This is a genomic window from Wolbachia endosymbiont of Folsomia candida, from assembly GCF_001931755.2.
In the GTDB taxonomy this organism is placed as follows: Bacteria; Pseudomonadota; Alphaproteobacteria; order Rickettsiales; family Anaplasmataceae; genus Wolbachia.
The window spans coordinates 1,155,792-1,174,090 of the sequence record NZ_CP015510.2 but is presented as its reverse complement, the minus strand read 5'-3'; the positions used below and the strand labels follow the sequence as shown (position 1 = coordinate 1,174,090).

General features: G+C 34.4%; 21 protein-coding genes. 4 read left to right on the top strand and 17 right to left on the bottom strand.

The window, feature by feature from the left end; all coding sequences use genetic code 11:
- Nucleotides 1-10: 10 nt before the first annotated feature.
- Nucleotides 11-586, bottom strand: a complete 576-nt coding sequence (locus ASM33_RS05400) for a pyrimidine dimer DNA glycosylase/endonuclease V (RefSeq protein ID WP_237342885.1) — start codon at nt 584-586, stop codon at nt 11-13.
- Nucleotides 587-603: 17 nt separating this feature from the next.
- Nucleotides 604-1,494: an Rpn family recombination-promoting nuclease/putative transposase gene (locus ASM33_RS05395; protein ID WP_110410048.1), complete on the bottom strand. Its 891-nt coding sequence runs from the start codon at nt 1,492-1,494 to the stop codon at nt 604-606.
- 246 nt (nt 1,495-1,740) lie between these two features.
- Between ASM33_RS05395 and ASM33_RS05390 the strand changes: the two genes are divergently transcribed.
- The 3 genes from ASM33_RS05390 (at nt 1,741) to ASM33_RS05380 (ending at nt 4,998) form a co-directional block, all read left to right on the top strand.
- Nucleotides 1,741-2,391: a JAB domain-containing protein gene (locus ASM33_RS05390; RefSeq protein ID WP_110410049.1), complete on the top strand. Its 651-nt coding sequence runs from the start codon at nt 1,741-1,743 to the stop codon at nt 2,389-2,391.
- Between the two features lie 254 nt (nt 2,392-2,645).
- Nucleotides 2,646-3,662: an IS110 family RNA-guided transposase gene (locus ASM33_RS05385; protein ID WP_110410050.1), complete on the top strand. Its 1,017-nt coding sequence runs from the start codon at nt 2,646-2,648 to the stop codon at nt 3,660-3,662.
- Between the two features lie 427 nt (nt 3,663-4,089).
- Nucleotides 4,090-4,998, top strand: coding sequence for a hypothetical protein (locus ASM33_RS05380; RefSeq protein ID WP_110410051.1), 909 nt, complete (start codon nt 4,090-4,092; stop codon nt 4,996-4,998).
- A 17-nt stretch (nt 4,999-5,015) separates the two neighbouring features.
- Here the strand turns inward: ASM33_RS05380 and ASM33_RS05375 are convergent, their stop codons facing one another.
- The 8 genes from ASM33_RS05375 to ASM33_RS05340 form a co-directional block, all read right to left on the bottom strand.
- Nucleotides 5,016-5,987, bottom strand: coding sequence for an Rpn family recombination-promoting nuclease/putative transposase (locus ASM33_RS05375; RefSeq protein ID WP_110410052.1), 972 nt, complete (start codon nt 5,985-5,987; stop codon nt 5,016-5,018).
- A gap of 493 nt (nt 5,988-6,480) precedes the next feature.
- Nucleotides 6,481-6,726: an XRE family transcriptional regulator gene (locus ASM33_RS05370; protein ID WP_110410053.1), complete on the bottom strand. Its 246-nt coding sequence runs from the start codon at nt 6,724-6,726 to the stop codon at nt 6,481-6,483.
- A gap of 54 nt (nt 6,727-6,780) precedes the next feature.
- Nucleotides 6,781-8,736 carry an NAD-dependent DNA ligase LigA gene (gene ligA / locus ASM33_RS05365; protein WP_110410054.1) on the bottom strand — a complete coding sequence of 652 codons (1,956 nt, stop codon included), beginning with the start codon at nt 8,734-8,736 and terminating at the stop codon, nt 6,781-6,783.
- A 13-nt stretch (nt 8,737-8,749) separates the two neighbouring features.
- Nucleotides 8,750-8,998, bottom strand: a complete 249-nt coding sequence (locus ASM33_RS05360) for a helix-turn-helix domain-containing protein (protein WP_110410055.1) — start codon at nt 8,996-8,998, stop codon at nt 8,750-8,752.
- A gap of 23 nt (nt 8,999-9,021) precedes the next feature.
- The gene (locus ASM33_RS05355) at nt 9,022-9,852 is read right to left on the bottom strand and encodes an ankyrin repeat domain-containing protein (protein WP_110410056.1); all 831 of its coding nucleotides are present in this window, start codon (nt 9,850-9,852) and stop codon (nt 9,022-9,024) included.
- A gap of 34 nt (nt 9,853-9,886) precedes the next feature.
- Complete coding sequence (locus ASM33_RS05350; protein ID WP_110410057.1) at nt 9,887-10,141, bottom strand: hypothetical protein; 255 nt, start codon at nt 10,139-10,141, stop codon at nt 9,887-9,889.
- 348 nt (nt 10,142-10,489) lie between these two features.
- Nucleotides 10,490-11,410 carry a DNA-methyltransferase gene (locus ASM33_RS05345; RefSeq protein WP_110410058.1) on the bottom strand — a complete coding sequence of 307 codons (921 nt, stop codon included), beginning with the start codon at nt 11,408-11,410 and terminating at the stop codon, nt 10,490-10,492.
- An 11-nt stretch (nt 11,411-11,421) separates the two neighbouring features.
- Nucleotides 11,422-12,339, bottom strand: a complete 918-nt coding sequence (locus ASM33_RS05340) for a patatin-like phospholipase family protein (protein ID WP_110410059.1) — start codon at nt 12,337-12,339, stop codon at nt 11,422-11,424.
- A gap of 1 nt (nt 12,340) precedes the next feature.
- Here ASM33_RS05340 and ASM33_RS05335 point away from each other — a divergent pair, with 1 nt between their 5' ends.
- Nucleotides 12,341-12,850: a phospholipase D family nuclease gene (locus tag ASM33_RS05335; RefSeq protein ID WP_237342884.1), complete on the top strand. Its 510-nt coding sequence runs from the start codon at nt 12,341-12,343 to the stop codon at nt 12,848-12,850.
- A gap of 7 nt (nt 12,851-12,857) precedes the next feature.
- On the opposite strand, the gene ASM33_RS05330 is transcribed toward ASM33_RS05335, so the two are convergent.
- From ASM33_RS05330 to ASM33_RS05300, 7 genes are all read right to left on the bottom strand, one after another.
- Entirely contained in the window at nt 12,858-13,088 is a 231-nt protein-coding gene (locus tag ASM33_RS05330) for a hypothetical protein (RefSeq protein ID WP_110410061.1), read from the bottom strand.
- A 62-nt stretch (nt 13,089-13,150) separates the two neighbouring features.
- Nucleotides 13,151-13,720 carry an ankyrin repeat domain-containing protein gene (locus tag ASM33_RS05325; RefSeq protein ID WP_110410062.1) on the bottom strand — a complete coding sequence of 190 codons (570 nt, stop codon included), beginning with the start codon at nt 13,718-13,720 and terminating at the stop codon, nt 13,151-13,153.
- A 161-nt stretch (nt 13,721-13,881) separates the two neighbouring features.
- Nucleotides 13,882-14,460, bottom strand: coding sequence for an ankyrin repeat domain-containing protein (locus tag ASM33_RS05320; protein WP_110410063.1), 579 nt, complete (start codon nt 14,458-14,460; stop codon nt 13,882-13,884).
- A 51-nt stretch (nt 14,461-14,511) separates the two neighbouring features.
- Complete coding sequence (locus ASM33_RS05315; protein ID WP_110410064.1) at nt 14,512-15,453, bottom strand: contractile injection system protein, VgrG/Pvc8 family; 942 nt, start codon at nt 15,451-15,453, stop codon at nt 14,512-14,514.
- The gene (locus tag ASM33_RS05310) at nt 15,454-15,663 is read right to left on the bottom strand and encodes a tail protein X (RefSeq protein WP_110410065.1); all 210 of its coding nucleotides are present in this window, start codon (nt 15,661-15,663) and stop codon (nt 15,454-15,456) included.
- Entirely contained in the window at nt 15,660-16,016 is a 357-nt protein-coding gene (locus ASM33_RS05305) for a phage tail protein (RefSeq protein ID WP_110410066.1), read from the bottom strand. Before ASM33_RS05305 ends, ASM33_RS05310 begins: the two co-directional genes overlap by 4 nt.
- On the bottom strand, nt 16,016-18,289 hold the full coding sequence (locus ASM33_RS05300) for a phage tail tape measure protein (RefSeq protein ID WP_110410067.1): 2,274 nt from the start codon (nt 18,287-18,289) through the stop codon (nt 16,016-16,018). The genes ASM33_RS05305 and ASM33_RS05300 overlap by 1 nt, the downstream gene beginning before the upstream one ends.
- Between the last annotated feature and the right edge of the window lie 10 nt (nt 18,290-18,299).

Genomic DNA, 18,299 nt, shown 5'->3' with positions numbered 1-18,299 from the left:
ACTGCTTTATTTAATCAACAAAATTGCTCCTCTGAGCTGTATCAACTGTAACATTACATAATGACGTAGTGAAATTTTCTGTGACCCAACTTGGTGCTTCTCTACCTTTTTCCCATTTAGCAAATCCCATCTTTTCCTGCAGATAATATTTTTTATAAGCTTCTACAGCATCACTACATTTATACTGATCTGGTAGCGCTTGTGTAAAATCTTTCATGTCAGCTGATTGAAAAATGAGCAAATTTTTATTACTATCACACCAATCTATTACTTCCTCTGACTTATGCTCTTTCTTATATCGGTAAGTATATTCTTTACATAATTCTTTTCCATAGCGTATCAACCAATCGAAATTTCCTTTTGATTCTCTTGCCCATATAGAACAAGGATGATTTTTGTGAGTAAGCCTATATGGAGCTGATACGTTCTTATTTGTAATACTGACAAAAGAATCTTGCTCTTCTAATGCTACAGAAAAAACACTACTCAATAATTGGGCGGTTTCTAATACCATTTTTACTACATGCTTATCACACAACATTTGTGCTGCAATTACTGGATCTTCATGTAATATAAAAATGTTCATTTTTGATTTAAAATCACCTAAAGAATATTTTCCTCTTGTAGTTGTTTTATTTCATCAGCTGCGAGACCTGTAGTTTGAGATATGATATCAATAGAAACACCTGCTTTGAGTAGATTCTTTACAACTTCAATTTCCCTTGCTTTTCTGCCTTTTTCTTCACCGATTTGGATGCCTTCCTCTTTAGCATCATCAAGCCGTTGTTCCCAAATAGCTGCTTCTTTCTGTATATCCATAATTCTCTCTTCGTAAGCTGCTAGATCTTTTTCATTCCAGTGAAACTTATCTAACTCATCATATGCGAGCTTTATAATTGGTGCTTGTTCTGCAATTTTTTTTAGGTCTTCATCTGTAGTATCCTCTGCATACCGAAAGAAATAGCACCAACGTTCTATAGTGTTCTCTAGTTGATCTACTGTGCTTTTAAGAAATTTAGGCAATTCAATGAAAACAAACTGAAAGTCTTTTAAGTAATGTCCATTGGTTTTGATATCACGTATATTATGAGTGGAAATATAATGAACATCTATAGGAAATAAATTACAATTAGAAATGGCGATGAAGTAAACTTTTTGTAAATCAAAATAACTGCATGACTGTCTAGAATAAGCTTTAGCAGCATATAGTTGGGCACGTTTTTCAAAGCCTTTGTCTCTAGCGACCTGCATCTCGATTACGAATCTATTACCAATAGAATCTTTGCAAAGAATATCAACTATACTTTGTTTGTCAGAGGCAATCTCAGGATCCATGATAGTACTGAGGAATTCTACTTCTTGTATTGCACTTTTCTCAGTAAACCCTAAAATATCATTTAGAAAGTGGATAAGAATATTTTGATTTTTCTCAGTACCAAAGATTCGTTTGAACGTTAGATCACATTTTGGGTCTAAAAACTTGGAAATAGCCATAATTAAGACGTCTAAAAAAGCATTAGTGATTATACATTATTAGTCATCAAAGTTCAATTTTTTTATTTTCCAACTGCAATAGAAATCAAAAATCAATATATTCACCATTATTATTAATAAAAAAATATCAAAAAATATTCAAAAAAGATTTGACTTACTGAAAAATTGATGGCTCTATGTGCACCACTGCCAAAAAAGCAGAGTAAATAATTGAATTTGTTTAGTCGTTAATAAATAGGTAATTTTATGAATAATAGTGAAAACAAAAGAAAAACAGAACTGGAAAAAAGAGTATTAGCAAGCAAAGGTAGGTCGTCATTACTTGATCTTGAGCTGGTGGAGCTTATTTTATATTCTTCATTTAATAATGGGGAAAATAAAGAAGTTGCAGAAAGATTATTAGAGCTGTTCAAGAGTATTGGTAAGGTGATTAGCGCTGACTTTCATGAGCTGAAAAGTGTAACTGGTATGAACGATTCAGCAATAGCAAGTATTATGTGTGTGAGGGAAACAATTGAAAGAATGCTCAGAGAAGATCTGGAAGAACTGCCAATAATTGAGAATCAGAAAAAATTGATAGAATACTTAAGAGTAACAATAGGCCAATTAAGTATAGAAAACTTTCGTGTTATTTATTTGAACAAGAAATCTCGTATTATCGATGAGTACACTCAAGAGGGAACAGTAGATAAAACACCTCTATATGCGAGAGAAGTAATAAAAAGAGCACTACTAGTAGGAGCAACTGCAATGGTTATAGCACACAACCACTTAGGAAGTGCAAAACCATCACAGCACGATATAAGTTTAACCAAAATCCTATCATTAGCGTGCAGTAGCATGGAGATAGAGTTAATTGATCACATAATTGTGACAGAAAAAAATTACTTTAGATGATATGAATAGTTATTGCTCGGTTGAGAGCATGAGAAGATAATAACTTCTCAGAGTGGATAGGTAGCAGGTTGGGCAAAGCTTGAGGCTCCCTCTGCTTTTATATGCAGTGAAAGAAGACCTCGTACTTTAGATTAACCGCACCTGCCACCGAAAACCATCGTGCGGCCCATAAAATTCGGTGACCGCGTATAGGAGTTTGGATCAACCGGCAATATTCTACTCTGATATATTATTATGCAATTGGAGGAAAAAGTATGCGTTACATTGGAGTTGATTTACATACAAATAGCTTCACTGCCTGTTATTTAGAGCAAGAAAAACCAGAATATATTCGCACGTTTCGCTTGCAGGATATAAACAATTTTATTGAGAATCTTCAGCCAACAGATGAAGTAGCTTTAGAAGCAACAGGTAACAGCTGTTTCTTTTATGATGAAGTGTTACCTTACGTCAAGCGTGTGGTAATAATTGCTCCTTTGCAATTCGAAGTTATTCGCCGTTCTGTACACAAGACAGATAAGCATGATGCAAGAGCTATTGCTTTTTTTCTAAGCAAGGATATGCTGCCTGAAGCAAGATGCAAAAACACACAATATCAGCAATTAGTTTCTCTTCTTAAAACAAGAGAACAGTTAGTAAAATCACGGATATCTTTGATTAACAAAATGCACAGTCTTTTTAATTACCACGGAATAAAAATTAAAAAGGAAGCACTGACAACCAAAACGGGGTTTAAACGTGCTATTCAAAAACATAATTGGTGTCATTTGGAAAAAGTTGAAATTGAAGTGATCAGCTATCACCTAGAAGCTATACGAGAAAGCCTCAAGAAACTTGAAAAGGAAATTGAAACTTTTGTTAAACAGCTTCCTGGATTTTATAATCTCATTAGCATTAAAGGCATTGGTGTAATTTCTGCAGCTGTTTTTATTACAACAATTGGTGATATTAATGACTTTCGCGATCCTGAAAAACTCACTGCTTATTTTGGAGTTGTACCATATGTTTCTCAATCTAATCAACAGTGCACGATTGGAAGGATTACCAAACGAGGGTCGAAAATGGCACGCACTGCTTTAATACAGTGTACTTGGGTTGCTATACGTTATAGTCCTTACTTGAAAAGTTTCTATGAAAATGTGAAAAAAAGGCGTGGTTCTGCTAAGGCCATTATTGCTACTGCTAGGAAATTCCTGACAACCATTTTCTATACGCTTAAAAAGAACTGGATTTTTAAAGATTTCACAAAATTTGAATTTTTTATTGGATAATAATCGTGAAGGAAAATATGGAACCTTAGTTTTATAAGCTAATGAATATGTGCATAAGTACTTAAAATATGTGGGGACATACTTATACACATATTCATTAGCTACATTAATTTAAAAAAGATTAATTAAAAACTTGGTGTTTTTGTTGCCAATGAAACAACTTTTGATTGAATCAGATGGCACAGTAATAAATAAAAAATTGTATTAGAGCTGAATTTTATATCAGAAAATGTTTTGGGTAATGCAAAAAATCATTATTGACTTTTATGCAATTTAGAGCTGCTGAGAAATTGCTGACAGAAATTTTCTACACACTTAAAAATAACTGGGTTTTTAAAGATTTTACAAAATATGAAATTTATAATTGACAACAATCATAGGAGCTTTGCTGAAAATAAGTTACTGTAGTAAGATTTAAGGATTAACTATGAAACTACTATTGCAGACATCTCTAGAAGTCAAAAAACATTGTGAAAGCTTGGATAATAAAGGGAAACAAGAACTTTATAGGCAGGTAATGGAGGAAGCAAAAGATGCGACTGAAAATCATGATATTGATAAGCTGAAAAAACTTAGTGAAATTGCAGTTGTGATAGAAGAAGTCTGCGATAGAGGAGTACTTAAGGATTTTGATGATGAAAACCCACTGAAGGAAGCAAATATCGTAGTAGAGAGCGATGGGTTAACCAATTATCTGTTTAGTTTTGGTGATTCATCGAAACTCTACGACTTAAGAGAAAATAAAGAGGAAGCGCTTTACCAAGCAATCAAATCAAATGATGTTGAGTTAGTTAAGCACGTATTGATAGTTCTACTGTACGGTGATTTTGAAGGAAAGGTAGCTCCAAAGGGTTTGGTAGCATTGCTAGAAAAGGCTTGCGAAGAGTTGAACCTTTCAAAGGATATGAAAAATTACCTTGAAAAGAAGATAAGGTTTTGCAGTTTTTTGTGTAATTTTAAGTTTGACAAAGATCCCATAGAGTTATTTGCAAATCGGTCAGAGATTGACTATGAAATAGATAAGTTTCTGCTTTCTTTGATTACAAAAAAGACAAAGGGAGAAGAGCTACTTTCTGAAATAAACAGTATGATTGAGCTTCTGAAAAAGTATGAAAAATTTGATGAGCTAGAATACAAGGTAAGAAGACTAAAATCAGAACTCGAAAGCGGAAAAAGCAATTATCCAACTGAAGTAATACGATCCAGCATTAAAGAACGGGAAAAGGAAATGCTTGAGATCGAAGAAAAATATATTAAGCCAGTTAATTTGGTAGATGAAAGGCAAAAGTTAGTGAAACAACTGCTGAGCAGATATGAACGGGTGAAACTCCACTAATTTATACAGCACTTGTGCTAAAGAGTAATCTCCTCTTGCAGTTTTTGTATTTCATCAGGAGAAAGACCGGTAAACTTAGCAATGGTATTAGCATCCACGTTATCAGCAAGCATTGACTTTGCCACTTCAATTTCCCTTGCTTTTCTACCTTTTTCTTCACCGATTTGGATGCCTTTCTCTTTACCGATTTGGATGCCTTCTTCTCTGCCTTCTTCTCTGCCTTCTTCTCTGCCTTCTTTTTTGCCTTCATCTTTAGCATCATCAAGCCGTTGTTCCCAAATAGCTGCCTCTTTTTGCACACTCAAAGCTCTTTCTTCATAGGCTGCTAGATCTTCTTTATTCCAGTTAAACCTATCTAATTCATCATATGCTAGCTTTATTATTGGTGCTTGTCCTGCTATCTTTTTTAGATCTTCATCTGTAGTATCTTCTGCATACTTAAAAAAGTAGCACCAGCGCTCTACTATGTTTTCTAGTTGCTCTACTTCACTTTTAGGAAATTTAGGTAGTTCAATAAAAATAAATTGCAAATCTTTTAAGTAATGTCCATTGGTTTTGATGTCACGTATATTATGAGTGGACATATAATCAACCTCTTGAGGAAACAAGTTACAATTAGAAATAGCTATGAAGTAAACTTTCTGTAAATCAATGTAGTGATCAGATTTCTCTAGTTGTCTTGAATAAGCTTGAGAAGCATATAATTGAGCACGTTTTTCAAAGCCCTTGTCTCTAGCAACCTGCATCTCTACCACATATCTGGAACCGCTAGAATCTTTACAAAGAATATCAACTATACTTTGTTTATCCGAGGCAATCTCAGGATCCATAATAGTACTGAGGAATTTGATTTTTTTTATTTCATTGGTACCAGAAAAGCCCAAGATATCATTTAAAAAGTGTATAAGGATATTTTTATTCTTCTCAGAGCCGAATATTTTCTTGAAACATAAATCATTCCTAGGGTCGAGAAACTTAGAAATAGCCATATCAAGGTACCTAAAAAAGCATCAGTAATTATACATTATTATTTAGAAATATTCAATACTTTTTGTTTGTATAAACTAATAATTGAAATGTGAGAGGCCAGCTTCCTAATGAAAAACGAGCCTAAAAGCTCAAACACGGTTAATCTATCACCGAAAGAACAGGCTTACTAACCTCTCACCTTCATTATAAATAATTCAAAAATAGCATTCAATATATTTTAGTAGCAAAATTTATAAGCAATAAAAATAGAAAGCGGTGTTTGCTGCTATAATAGATGATCATATTTGGTTATAACCCTTATTGATAGTAAATATAGATCTAATCTCAAGCTTTAGGTGTATCAAATTAAAAAAGAACCTTCACACATGCCCATAGAACGCAACTTTAAGCTTTGATGGTCATTTCTCTTATCTTTTACTATCTCCTCTATAAATGCATCTAAACGCCTAATACGTAGACCTTCCATTTTTGCATGCTAGCATTATGAAATATTTAACTTATTTCCTTACTATTTATTAAAATCTTCACTTTAAAATCTAGCCTCACCAAAAGTATGAGAAGTCTATCAAATGAAAAATTTGCAGTGTTTAATCTTTTAATCAGAGAAATATCTGCAAGAGGGGTTTGTAATGCATATGCGGCTTTTTTACTGTTCCATTGGTTATCATCTATTGCTTTATTTATCATTTGTACCAATATTTCTTTTGTATTAGTGTTAGTAGTATTTAACGTTTCCATTAATCTTGTTATTATGTCAAAATTAATATTAAATTAACAGAAACTTTATATAAATCAATGAGAATTAACTAGTTCGCACCACTCTTCCTCGCTGAGCACTTTTATACCAAGCTCCATTGCTTTTTTGTACTTTGAACCAGGCTCATTTCCAACAACTAGAAAATCTGTATTGCTGCTCACACCTGAACTTACCTTTGCACCCAGAGATTCAGCTTGTTCTTTTGCTTCGGTTCTACTTAGGGTTAAAAGTGTACCAGTAAAAACAACCACCTTACCGCTTATGGCTGCACTACGTTTATTGTTATCAGCTGGGGTAATCTTCAGGTGGCGCACAAGATTATTTAACATATTTACGTTTTGCTGATTGGAGAAGAATGATCTTATAGATTCGGCAATTTTCTCACCTACGCCTTTTATCTCATTGAGCTCAGAAAAAGAATCGTAGCTTTGTAGTTTGACCATAGAGTTGTACCAATTTTCAAAGGAAACATAGTAATCCGCAAGCAATTTTGACACATACTGTCCAATAAACCTAATGCCTAGTGAACATATAAACTTATCGAGGCTGATTGTTCTTCTACTATTAATGGAATTCAGTAGATTGGCTATAGATCTTTCACCCCAACCATGATGTTCTTGTAAGTTGAATTGATTCAGTCGCTTCTCCAACGTAAAAATATCTGAGATTTGCTTAATAAGACCAAGATTGTAAAAAAACTCAATCTGCTTATCACCAAGACCGACTATACTAAATGCTTCTTGAGAGACAAAATGCCTCAACTTTTCAATGATTTGAGCTTCACAAGTAAATTCTCCAGAACATCTTATAGCCACCTCTCCCTCAACCTTTTCTACTCTGCTGCCACATTTAGGACATACCTCAGGGAATACAAATTTCTGTGCATCTGGTGAACGTAAGCTTTTATCCACTTCAGCAATATAAGGTATCACATCACCCGCTCTAATTACAGTTACAATGTCTCCCTCTCTTATATCCTTGCGTTTTATCTCATCATAGTTGTGCAGGCTTGCCCTACTAATAAAAACGCCCCCTACATTAATGGGCTCCAATTCTGCCAATGGTGTTAAAACTCCTGTGCGACCGACCTGAACCACTATCTTCTTAAGTTTAGTTTTACCACAAGCAGCAGGAAATTTGTATGCTACAGCCCATCTAGGGGCTTTGTTAGTGTTTCCTAATTTGTTGTGTAACTTTAAATCGTTAATTTTATAAACAATCCCATCTACATCGAACCCCAAATCACAACGACAACTATAAATTTTATCATAGAACTGTAGCATTCCATCCAAACTGTTTGCTAAGAGTTGGTGTCCATTTACACAAAATCCAAGTTCCCTTAGCCTATTTAGCACTGCATATTGGCTCTTTTCTTCTCCGCCTATTAGACAATAAGCAAAATACTTAAGAGGTCTTTTTGCAGTAACATTTGGATCCAATTGTCTCAAAGAACCAGCAGCAGCATTTCGAGGATTCGCAAATTCATTATTTTCGTTCAATTTTAAAAAATCGCTATTACTTATATAGACCTCTCCCCTGATTTCTAACCTGCCTTTAATTCCAGGCAAGGCTTTCGGAAAATTCTTAATAGTTGTAATATTTTTTGTAATGTCTTCCCCTTCGCTACCATTGCCACGTGTTGCTGCTTTTACCAATTTTCCATCCTCATATATAGCAGAGAAAGATACCCCATCTATCTTCAATTCACATACGATTTCCAGCTTATTAATATTTAAGAGCTTTGTTACCCTAGATAAGAATTTTTCCATATCTTCCTGGTTATAGGCATTAGCAAGTGACAGCATTGGCTCGAGATGTTTAACCTTACCAAATCTACCATCAGGCTCAGCACCAACTTGAATTTCCTCCTCTATTTCAGCAGCCCTTTGCCTTAGTGCATCGTATTCTGCATCAGTAATCTCTGGCTTGTTATTCTGATAATATAGCAAGTTATGATATGCTATTTTTTGCTTTAGCTCTTGATTTGTCATACATTACCCCACATTAATCCAAATTAGTTTTTTTCACTGTAATTTCTATTTCATGATCTAGCCGAGATAAGAGCGTGAAGATCTTTTCTAAACTAAACCTTTTGGCTTTCAAATTTACAATCGAGGACACCTTTGGTTGGTCAAGTTTCAGCACATTAGCTGCTTCCCTTTGTTTCCAATTTTTCTCTTCGATTACACTTTTAATAAGATTTAACAACTCTGTTTTAGCATTATTGCCACTTGCTGTAATTTTCTTTACCATATACACACCTCTCTAATTTAGCTTTATATCCCATAACTATTTTTTGCTTTTACTATCTCCCTATGTGTTAATAATAGCTCCACTATCTCCTGATTATTCTTTGCAACCGCTATACCAAGTGCAGTCAAATGGCCTTTAACATCAGCTTTTATACGAACATTTGCTCCCTTATTTAGCAGAATTTCAACCATTTCTTTATTATTGCTCATGACCGCAGCGTGTAGCGGGGTAGAACGGTGTTTACCACCTAAAGCATTAACATTAGCTCTATTCCGTAGCAGTATTTCTGCCGTTGACTTATGTCCATGGGCGACAGCTAAATGTAGTGGCGTATAAAGATCTCCGTCTAAGTCATTAATGTCGCAATTAGTTCTTTTTATAAACATTGACAATATTCCGTCATACCCACACTTTGCTGCTACATGAAAAGGAGTATTTAGGCAATTATCCTGATGGTTTATATCAGCTCCATATTGCAGTAAAGTTTGAACAGCTTCCTGATGATTATATAATGCAGCAAGGAAAAGAGGTGTCCTGCCGTAGATATCTTCAACGTTAACAGCTCCTCCACTTATTATTAGAGCCTCAAGAATATTACTGTATCCATATTGGGCTGCTAAGTGAACAGCAGTATTGCCTTTGTTATCCTTTGCATTAACATTTATTCCACACGAAACGAGAAAATTAACAACCCTTCGGCACTTCCATTTACAAGCAAAACGTAGACACTTTATACCGAGTTTAGTATTTGCAACAACGCTTGTGATGATATAAAAAGGAAGTGAAAGCATTGTAAGTGCTCTATCCCTCTTAATTTTTTTGACTATAGCCACTAACTCCTTATCAATATCCATACTAGCCTCCACTATTAAAGTCTGTAATTTGTTGCTAGCGCCCTAGGACGTTAAATGGACTCGAAAGTTTTGGATAATTTAAGGATTTTCTGTTATTAAAATAACTAAGCCCTTCTTCCAGACTGCTTGCGTCGAAAACAACATTTTGAGGAGAAGGCATTCGTTTATCTTTTTTATCTATCAATCCTTCATTTTCAAACCTTATACTTTTTGAAAAGCTGTGTAAGATCTGTTTTATAACAACCAAAAGATCATTATCTTGTACAATTGTAATTTTCTTATTTTTCATATAGCCTCACATTATTATCAAACTATCATATTCTACAGTGATAGATATTAACAAAACATTGACTGGTATGCAACTTTAATTAGAAGGTAATAAATTAATTCTCTCTATTCGAGAAAGTTAATAATTAGTATGAATATATAAATAGAAATAAATAAATATTTAATAAATATAAAACAGGTAAAAAAATTTATGTTAATTTGCAAAAGGCACCAATAGCTTTGTTATTTGATTAAATGTGCTTTTATTTGGGATTTTTGGCAGCCCATTTCAGATCTAGAGAAAATAGTAGTTTGCTTCTAAATTCTGCTCGGTGAACTCAAATAAGACTTTAATACTTGCTCTTTACCATTAATATATTATTTCTTTTCTGAACCTCAAAGCAGACGCAGCAAGATATTCTCTATTTTCCTCAAACGCTAGCCAGTAGCGACCCTCTTGTTCACATACAGCGCCAGTTGTGTTAGACCCAGCAAAAATATCTAAAACAACATCTCCAGGCTCTGTTAGAAATCGAATAAAAAATTGCGGTAATTTGGCAGGAAATCTAGCAGGATGCTGTTTTATACCTAGTTCTTTACATGCAGAAAGGTATGCGCTGTTGGATTCTGAATTTGAAATCTGTAAAAGATTTGATGGAATGGATCCACCATTATCTTTACTGAAGCTACTACTAATATTATGTCCTGAAGGTCGCTTTTTTGGAGTATAATATGCCTTTGGGTCCTCAATAAGTTTCTTCATGCGGTCACTGTATTCCACTAGTACCTTTGTTATATCTGCCTTAGGCCACTTGGTTTTGCTGAGCCACCATACAGTATTAACAGAATCTTTTACCCTGATTTTTCTCTTATTTACCCACTCAATTGGACTTGGTAACTTAGATGGATTATACCAATAAAAATCTTCGGCAAGGAAGAATCCTATGTCATCACAGAGATGTATAAGCACCCTAAAATTATATAAGCTTCGCAATGGCACACCTTTTTCATAAGCACCACCCAGATCAAGTACAAAGCTCCCAGTATTTTTAAGTTTTCTATATACTAATTTTGCAAATTTACTAAGCCATGCAACGTATTCAGTTTGAGACTCATTTCCGTATTCTTTTTTTCTTTGTAAAGCAAATGGTGGGCTGGTTATTACGAGATCCATGCTACTATCTGGAAGTTGAGGCAATAGGTTAAGAGAGTCTTCACAATATGCAGATCCCCTATTTGTAGTATATAGTGGTTTAACATTAAATGTGAATTTTTCTAATATATTTATCATATGAAAGATATTTATATGCAAAATCTCTCTAATGCCTTTTGATTACATTCAACCATGGCTTGAGCTTCCTCTTGTAAGAGCTTAATATTTTTAGATGTAGTATTATCCATATCAGGTGATGCTATAGTAAGCTGTGATTGTATACGTAAATATTGATCATCGATGATATTCTTAAGTTGATAATTCACTACATCAAGGCTTGAACCAAACATTACATTTAGTAGTGGTTTTACCCAAGCTATTTTTCCAAATTTCTTTGAATTAATATATTTAATAGGATTAGATAACCGGCCGGTACCAATTGAAAGCAGCACTATATCATCATCAGGGAATAGTTTTTTGCTGTTTGCATATGCGCATGCGGCTGGATTATTAGCAAAAACTCCTCCGTCAACTAAGACTCTATTTATTTGATTAATTTTTAGAAGTTTAGGGATAAAGTATGTTGGTGCTGCTGTAGTTGATCTTAAAGCGTCTTGTAATCTTAAAAAATTTCTGTCTTCTTTCCAGCTTTTGAAGAAGAATGGGCAGTTGTTATGAATATCGTAACTAGTAAGCAGTAAATGACTTATGCTGTCCGCAAGAGTGGTTTCACCAAAATATTTATCAAGTACATGTTCAATGTTTTTATTCGAATACTCTGCACCATTCAGCCAAGTAATTGCTTTCCTTAAAAATGAAGATTTAAAAATATAGGATCCGTACTCCTGATATAGCTCAACTAGATCACTTGCTGAATACTGTGGTTTTCCTTCTCCATCTTTCTTACATAGCCCTGCAACAACTATACCACCTGTAGAAGTTCCAGCCATTAAATCAAAGATTTGTGAAATAGGTTTATTTGTTCTCTTTTCTATTTCTGCTAATATTATTGCTGGTATAATGCCTCGGATTCCGCCACCGTCAACTGAGAGGATAAATTTGGTCATAATGTTTAGATGTTTTTTGTTTTCTTTAATATGTGTGGTTTTGTCTGCTTGTGTTTGCCCGAAGACCACGGTTTGTTTTACTCCTGGCGAAAATTGTGCTAATCAGATAATTGATGCGATAAATAGAGCCGAAGAATCTGTACTAGTCCAAGCGTTTGAATTCACTTCTAGACCAATTGCAAGATCTTTAATTCAGGCTAAAGAGCGAGGTGTCAATGTAAAGGTTATTCTTGATGAGTCGCAAGTTCAATCGAAATACAGTGTTATCAATGAGCTATTTCAACAAAAAATCCCAATTTGGATCGACTATAAACCAGCTATAGCACACAGCAAGTTAATGATAATTGACAATCGAAAAATAATAACCGGTTCATTCAATTTCACTTACTCCGCTGAATCAAGAAATGCTGAAAATCTACTTATCATTGAGAATAATGACTCATTGGTTAAGCAATACGTAAAAAACTGGAAGAATCGTCAATCGCAATCCAGGCTCTATCAACCTGTATAAAGAGTAATTATTTTAATTTACTACTAAAAACCTGCATTTTAAACTCATCAAGTTCTTCAGAAAGACTTTTGACTCTCTCTTCCAAACGATATACTGTTACGATTAATCCGTTATTCTGCTCTATAAATTTATCATGAATGTGAACCCTTAAATCGAGCTTGGCCAGCCACCATATAAGTGCTACGGTCTGTAGTGCCATAGTAATTATTACTGCTAATGGGATTTTTTGGTTTTGCATATAGAATGATTTGAATGTTCTGTTGGAAGCTTTTACTTAAAATTGTGGAACAATCCTAGACGTTACTTCCATAAGTTATACCGTTTTTCTGCTTTATAAAGTAGGTCTGTAGTTTCTCTGTAAGGCTTATTACTATTTTTATTGTTCCATAGCATTATGCTAGCTAAATCTCCTGGTGTTTTTTCTTCAAATTCCTTTACATTTGGATTTGCTCCTTTTCGTAGTAAGAATTTGACAATTTCTAAATTACCTTGCTCTGCAGCATAGTGTAAGGCTGTTCTTTTACTCTCATCACGTGTAGCACTAATATCAACTTTTTCTTTTGCTAGAAACTGAACAATTTCTAAACACCCCACTTTTGCAGCAGAATGTAATAATTCTACTCCCAAACCTCGAGTATCATGAATATCTACTGCCAGTTTCACTAAAAGTCTTACTATACTTGAGTCACAGTCTTCAACTGCGATTTCCAATATTTGTTTGTATTTATTAGAATGGGCAATTTTTTCATTCCTCATTGCAAATAAGGCAATAACAAATGAACATACAATAAAAATAACTATTACTAACATGATTATAGAAGCAACAAATTCTGCCCATGCTCCATCATTACAGTAATCTTTTTTTATCATATTCCTTGTAATGTTTTTACTTATATGTAGTAATTATTTATTAAAATTCCTCTAATAAATCTTGCCTTTCTTAATACCTAAGCTGCCATACCATCTACTCTGTAAAATTTATGCTCACTCAACATTCAAAGTTTTACGTTAATTACTCAAATTGAAAATTTCTATTCTAAATAGTACTCCTCTGGCCTGTAGCGTTTCTCTTCATCATAAAGCATGTCTATAATTTCTTTATAAGGTTTATCGCTACTTCTGTCACGCAATGATGTCATAACAGCTAGATTTCTTGGTTTTTTTCCGTCTCTTTCTTTTATGTTTGGGTTTGCTCCCTTTATCAATAAAAATTTAACAACTTCTAAATTACCTTGTTCTGCAGCATAGTGCAAGGCCGTCCTTTTATCACTATCGCATACAGCATTAATATCGACTTTTTCTGCCATAAGCTGAACAACTTCTAAGCACCCTACTCTTGCAGCAGACTGTAATGATGTTACTCCTAAACTTCGAATGTCATGAATATCTACTACGTCTTTTACTAGGAGTGTTACTATCCTTAAGTTACAGTTTTCAACTGCAATTTTCAACGTTCCTTTGTAGTTATCAGCGTGACCAACTTCTTTATAATCTTCTGCAATGAAAGAAGTGACAATGACGCCTGCGATAAAAACAAATGTAATTAACAAGCATATTTCTTTCACAAGTTCTGCCCAGCCTGCATAATCAAAGGGATCCTTTTGTGACATACTACTTATGATATTTTGGATTACGTATAGTAATTGTTTATTAAGTTTCCCCTAATAAGCTTTACTTATTGCTGCTTCAATTGTAGTTTGATACCCTTTACTATCTAATATATGTTCTGCCCTATTAATTACCCATTCACCATCTACTGCTTGATTAAAGCCTATAAGATTAACCTTAGCTTCTGCAAAAATTCTAGGATTACCTGGCATTGTCATATTCAAACTTTCATTTTTACGCTTTAATTGTCTCAATTTGGCATTTGCTGCACTCAGTGCTAACTCTGCACTTGGATAAATCGTTTGTATAGCATAAATTGGTTCACCACTACCAGCTGTTTCTGATAGGGCTTCTCCTTTTTCATAGCTATGCCACTTTGCCACCACTGAATTATACTTATCACGTATAGTAAAATGCACTTTCCAGTTGATTGTGTCTTGAGGTCTAATAGTCGTTGTTCCTAAAGCTTTTCCAGTTGCCGATTTTGCCATACCTTTTGGAATAAATAATATAAATCCTCCTGCTGGTTTTGCTATTGCTTCACGTTCTTCTGCTATCCTAGTTAATAAATTTATGTCACTCTCATCAGTTTGGCTAGCATGCAGTATCATTACATTTTTAAATTCCTCAGCAACTTTATACTTATACCCATGTTTCTGTGCTATTTCTTTCACTAAGTTTTCTAGAGTAATTTGGTGCCATTCTCTGAATACTTTCTTCTTCAGTGATGTATTTAAATTTGTTCCATGAGCTTTGATTAAAAGAGTTTTAGGTGGACTTTGTACTGTAATTTCACTTACTGTATATATACCCATTGGAAAGACTCCGGTTTCTCTATAACCTAGAGCAATTTTCAATTCTTTTGGAACATCTATGTCTTCTTTTATATAATTAACACACACTTCAGCTACATCATCTACTATTCCTGATCCGTCAGTCAATCTTATCGACACTACATTGTCTCTTATGCCTTCAATGCTAAATTCTGGCTTCATTTATTCCCACATTTTTAAAATAGATTTTTCCAATGGCTCCTCAATTACAGGCAATTTAATCTTCAGCCCTGCAGGCAAAAAGCTCCCATACTCGGCTAAACCTGGATTGAATTCAAGCACTAGTTCTACTACTCCATTTGTAAATCCATAATGTCTCCAGCATATGTAATCTAACATCTCGTTTTGTTTTGTAGTGTAATATGTTGTCATGAATACTTTTTTAAACTTAAACTAAATTCAACTTTTTTTGGTAGCCCACAAGGAAGAAGTGATGTCTGTTTTTCCTCTAATCGCACAATTACAAATCTTCCTAAAACATTACCTACACTATTAACTAAAGTATGAGGAATCTTATCTTTTGCTGCTTCTTTCATATTCTTTAATTGATCTAAACTATTGAGATTATGAGGATAAATAACCACTTCCAAGTCTATATTCTCTACTCCTTGTCCAATATTTTGTAGTAATGGCATTCCATCAATACATTCGACTACGCTCCAACGGTTTTCTTTGCTATGCCTTAGAGTTATTGGGGAAAATTTATATGAACCGAAGGATAACATTAATAAATTGGTTCAATGGTATCAAACAGAACATCACGTGATTGTTCTCTTATCCTTCTTATCACTTCATCAGCAAGGCTACGAATATCCTGATGTGGCTCTGCTTTAATACTGATATTATAATTGTTAGTAATGTACTGGATTTGATTTGTTTTGCTTTCATCTACATACTTTCTTGGTTCACTTGGAATTTCTGCTTTACTTTCTGCTAATTCTTCACTGATACTTTTTCCCAATATTCCTATGCTACCACTACCAATTTGAGCACCATGTGAAACACTATTTTCAGCAGGAACTTCAGGTATCATAGCAATCTTCAGAGTATTTTCGCTTTCAAGCTCCTTGAGCCCAAAGATTTTGCCATATATACCACCAATCCATTTGAAAAGCTCTCCTATAGGCTTAATAATTGATTTAATATAATCCCAAATATTCGAGAAAAAGTCCTTCACCTTTTGCCAGTTAGCGATGACAAGTGCTGCACCAACTGATAGTACAGCAACAACAGCTCCTACGGGATTACTCATCATTGCCGCTGTTAATACTCTAAAGCCCGTAACTACTGCAGGAAGTATTGTTGTTGATAGCCACATTAGCGCTGGTCCAAGCTGTCCGTACAAAATAGCTTTTAAAGTTAAAGCAGCTCCTTGAAACAAAGCTAATGCATAACCTCCACTCACCGCCACAATCTTGAAGAGAATACAAGCTGAAATGATACCCATAATTCCACCAGTAATAATTGGACACTTTTCTGCAAACCAAGCTAAAGGCGTGGTTACATATCTTAGAGCACTACTTACCAAATTTAAACCAGGTAGCATGACTGAACCCAAGTTCATACCAACTTCGGCTATTGAATTTTTAAGTAGTTGTAATTTTTTTGCTGAAGTCTCTATACGATCTTTATATTCTTTGTCTAACGATTTTTCACGTTCTTTTTTGTCAGCTAATAAATCTAACGCTTTTTTATATTCTTGTATGTTTTCAACTATTAGTGCTATATCATCTTGAGATCCAGAACCAAAGAGTCTTAAAAGAATATCAGAACGCTGATGCTTATCTACTTTTCCTAAAGTTTCAAAAAGATTTAGCAGTGTCCCTTGAGCATCCTTCTTGATATTTTCCTCAAATTCTTCCACATCTAGCCCTATTTCTTCCAATGCTTCTCTAAAATCATCTCCTTGTTCTCTAACAGTTTGAAGTTTGCCAAGCATATCAGTTATTACTCCTGCTGCTTTTTTTGGTTGTTTTCCCAAACTAATGAAAGCATTTACTAATCCAGCTGTCTGGTCAATATCTAACCCAAACTGTTTTGCAGCACCTCCAGCTACAGTCATTGCTAACATCATATCCTTCGCATCAACAGTAGTATTACTTGCAAGGTGATTTAGCGTGTCTCCCAGTTCCTCCATCTTATCAGCTCCAATTCCATAAATATTGGAAAGTTTGCTAACAGCACTTCCTATTTCTTCTGCTGTCATACCAAAATTTACTGCCATCTTAGCTACTGATTTTGTAAATTGAGTGATCCCTTCCTTTGAGAAACGAAGTCTTCCACCACTTGTAGCAATTTTAGCCAACTCTGCAGCTGACAGCGGTATTTCACGGGATAATTTCTTTAAATCCTGCCCAAGTTCCATAATTTCATTATCGGCAAATTTTACCACTGCCTTAATATCGGCCATAACAGATTCAAAATCAATTGCAATTTTAATTGGAGCTGCAAGTGTAAATGCCAACCCTATAGTCTCAATTACTTGTGATTTGTAATGTGTTTTTTTTGCTAAGAGACTTTGCTGTTGACCTATTATAGATCCCAGTTTGCTGTATTTACCTTTCAGAGTTTCAATAGATGAACCAAGTTTATTTTGATCCTTTACCAAAGATTTAATATCTTTTCCACTTTTTCTTACTTCTTCATTTAATGTGCGCAGTGCATCTCTCTTTTTTACATAAGCTTCTTTTGCCTTTGTTGCTGAAGCTTTAAGTTCATCAAATTCAGCTTTTAAGGCTTTGTTTGGCCCTTTTTTTTCTTTCTTCTCTTTGGCAATTGCTACAGCTGTGTCTTTAACTTTCTTCTCTAGATTTTTCCAATTCTTCATGGTTTCAAGAGCTTCATGATTCAGTTGTTTGAACTTAGATACTGATTTCATTGATGAATCAAGTTGCCTTATACTATCACCAAGACCAGCAAGCTTAGCTGCACTACCTTTCATTGTACTATTAAAGCTACCGTCTAATGCGGCACCTATTTTTATAGAAAGCATTGACATTTTTTTCTTA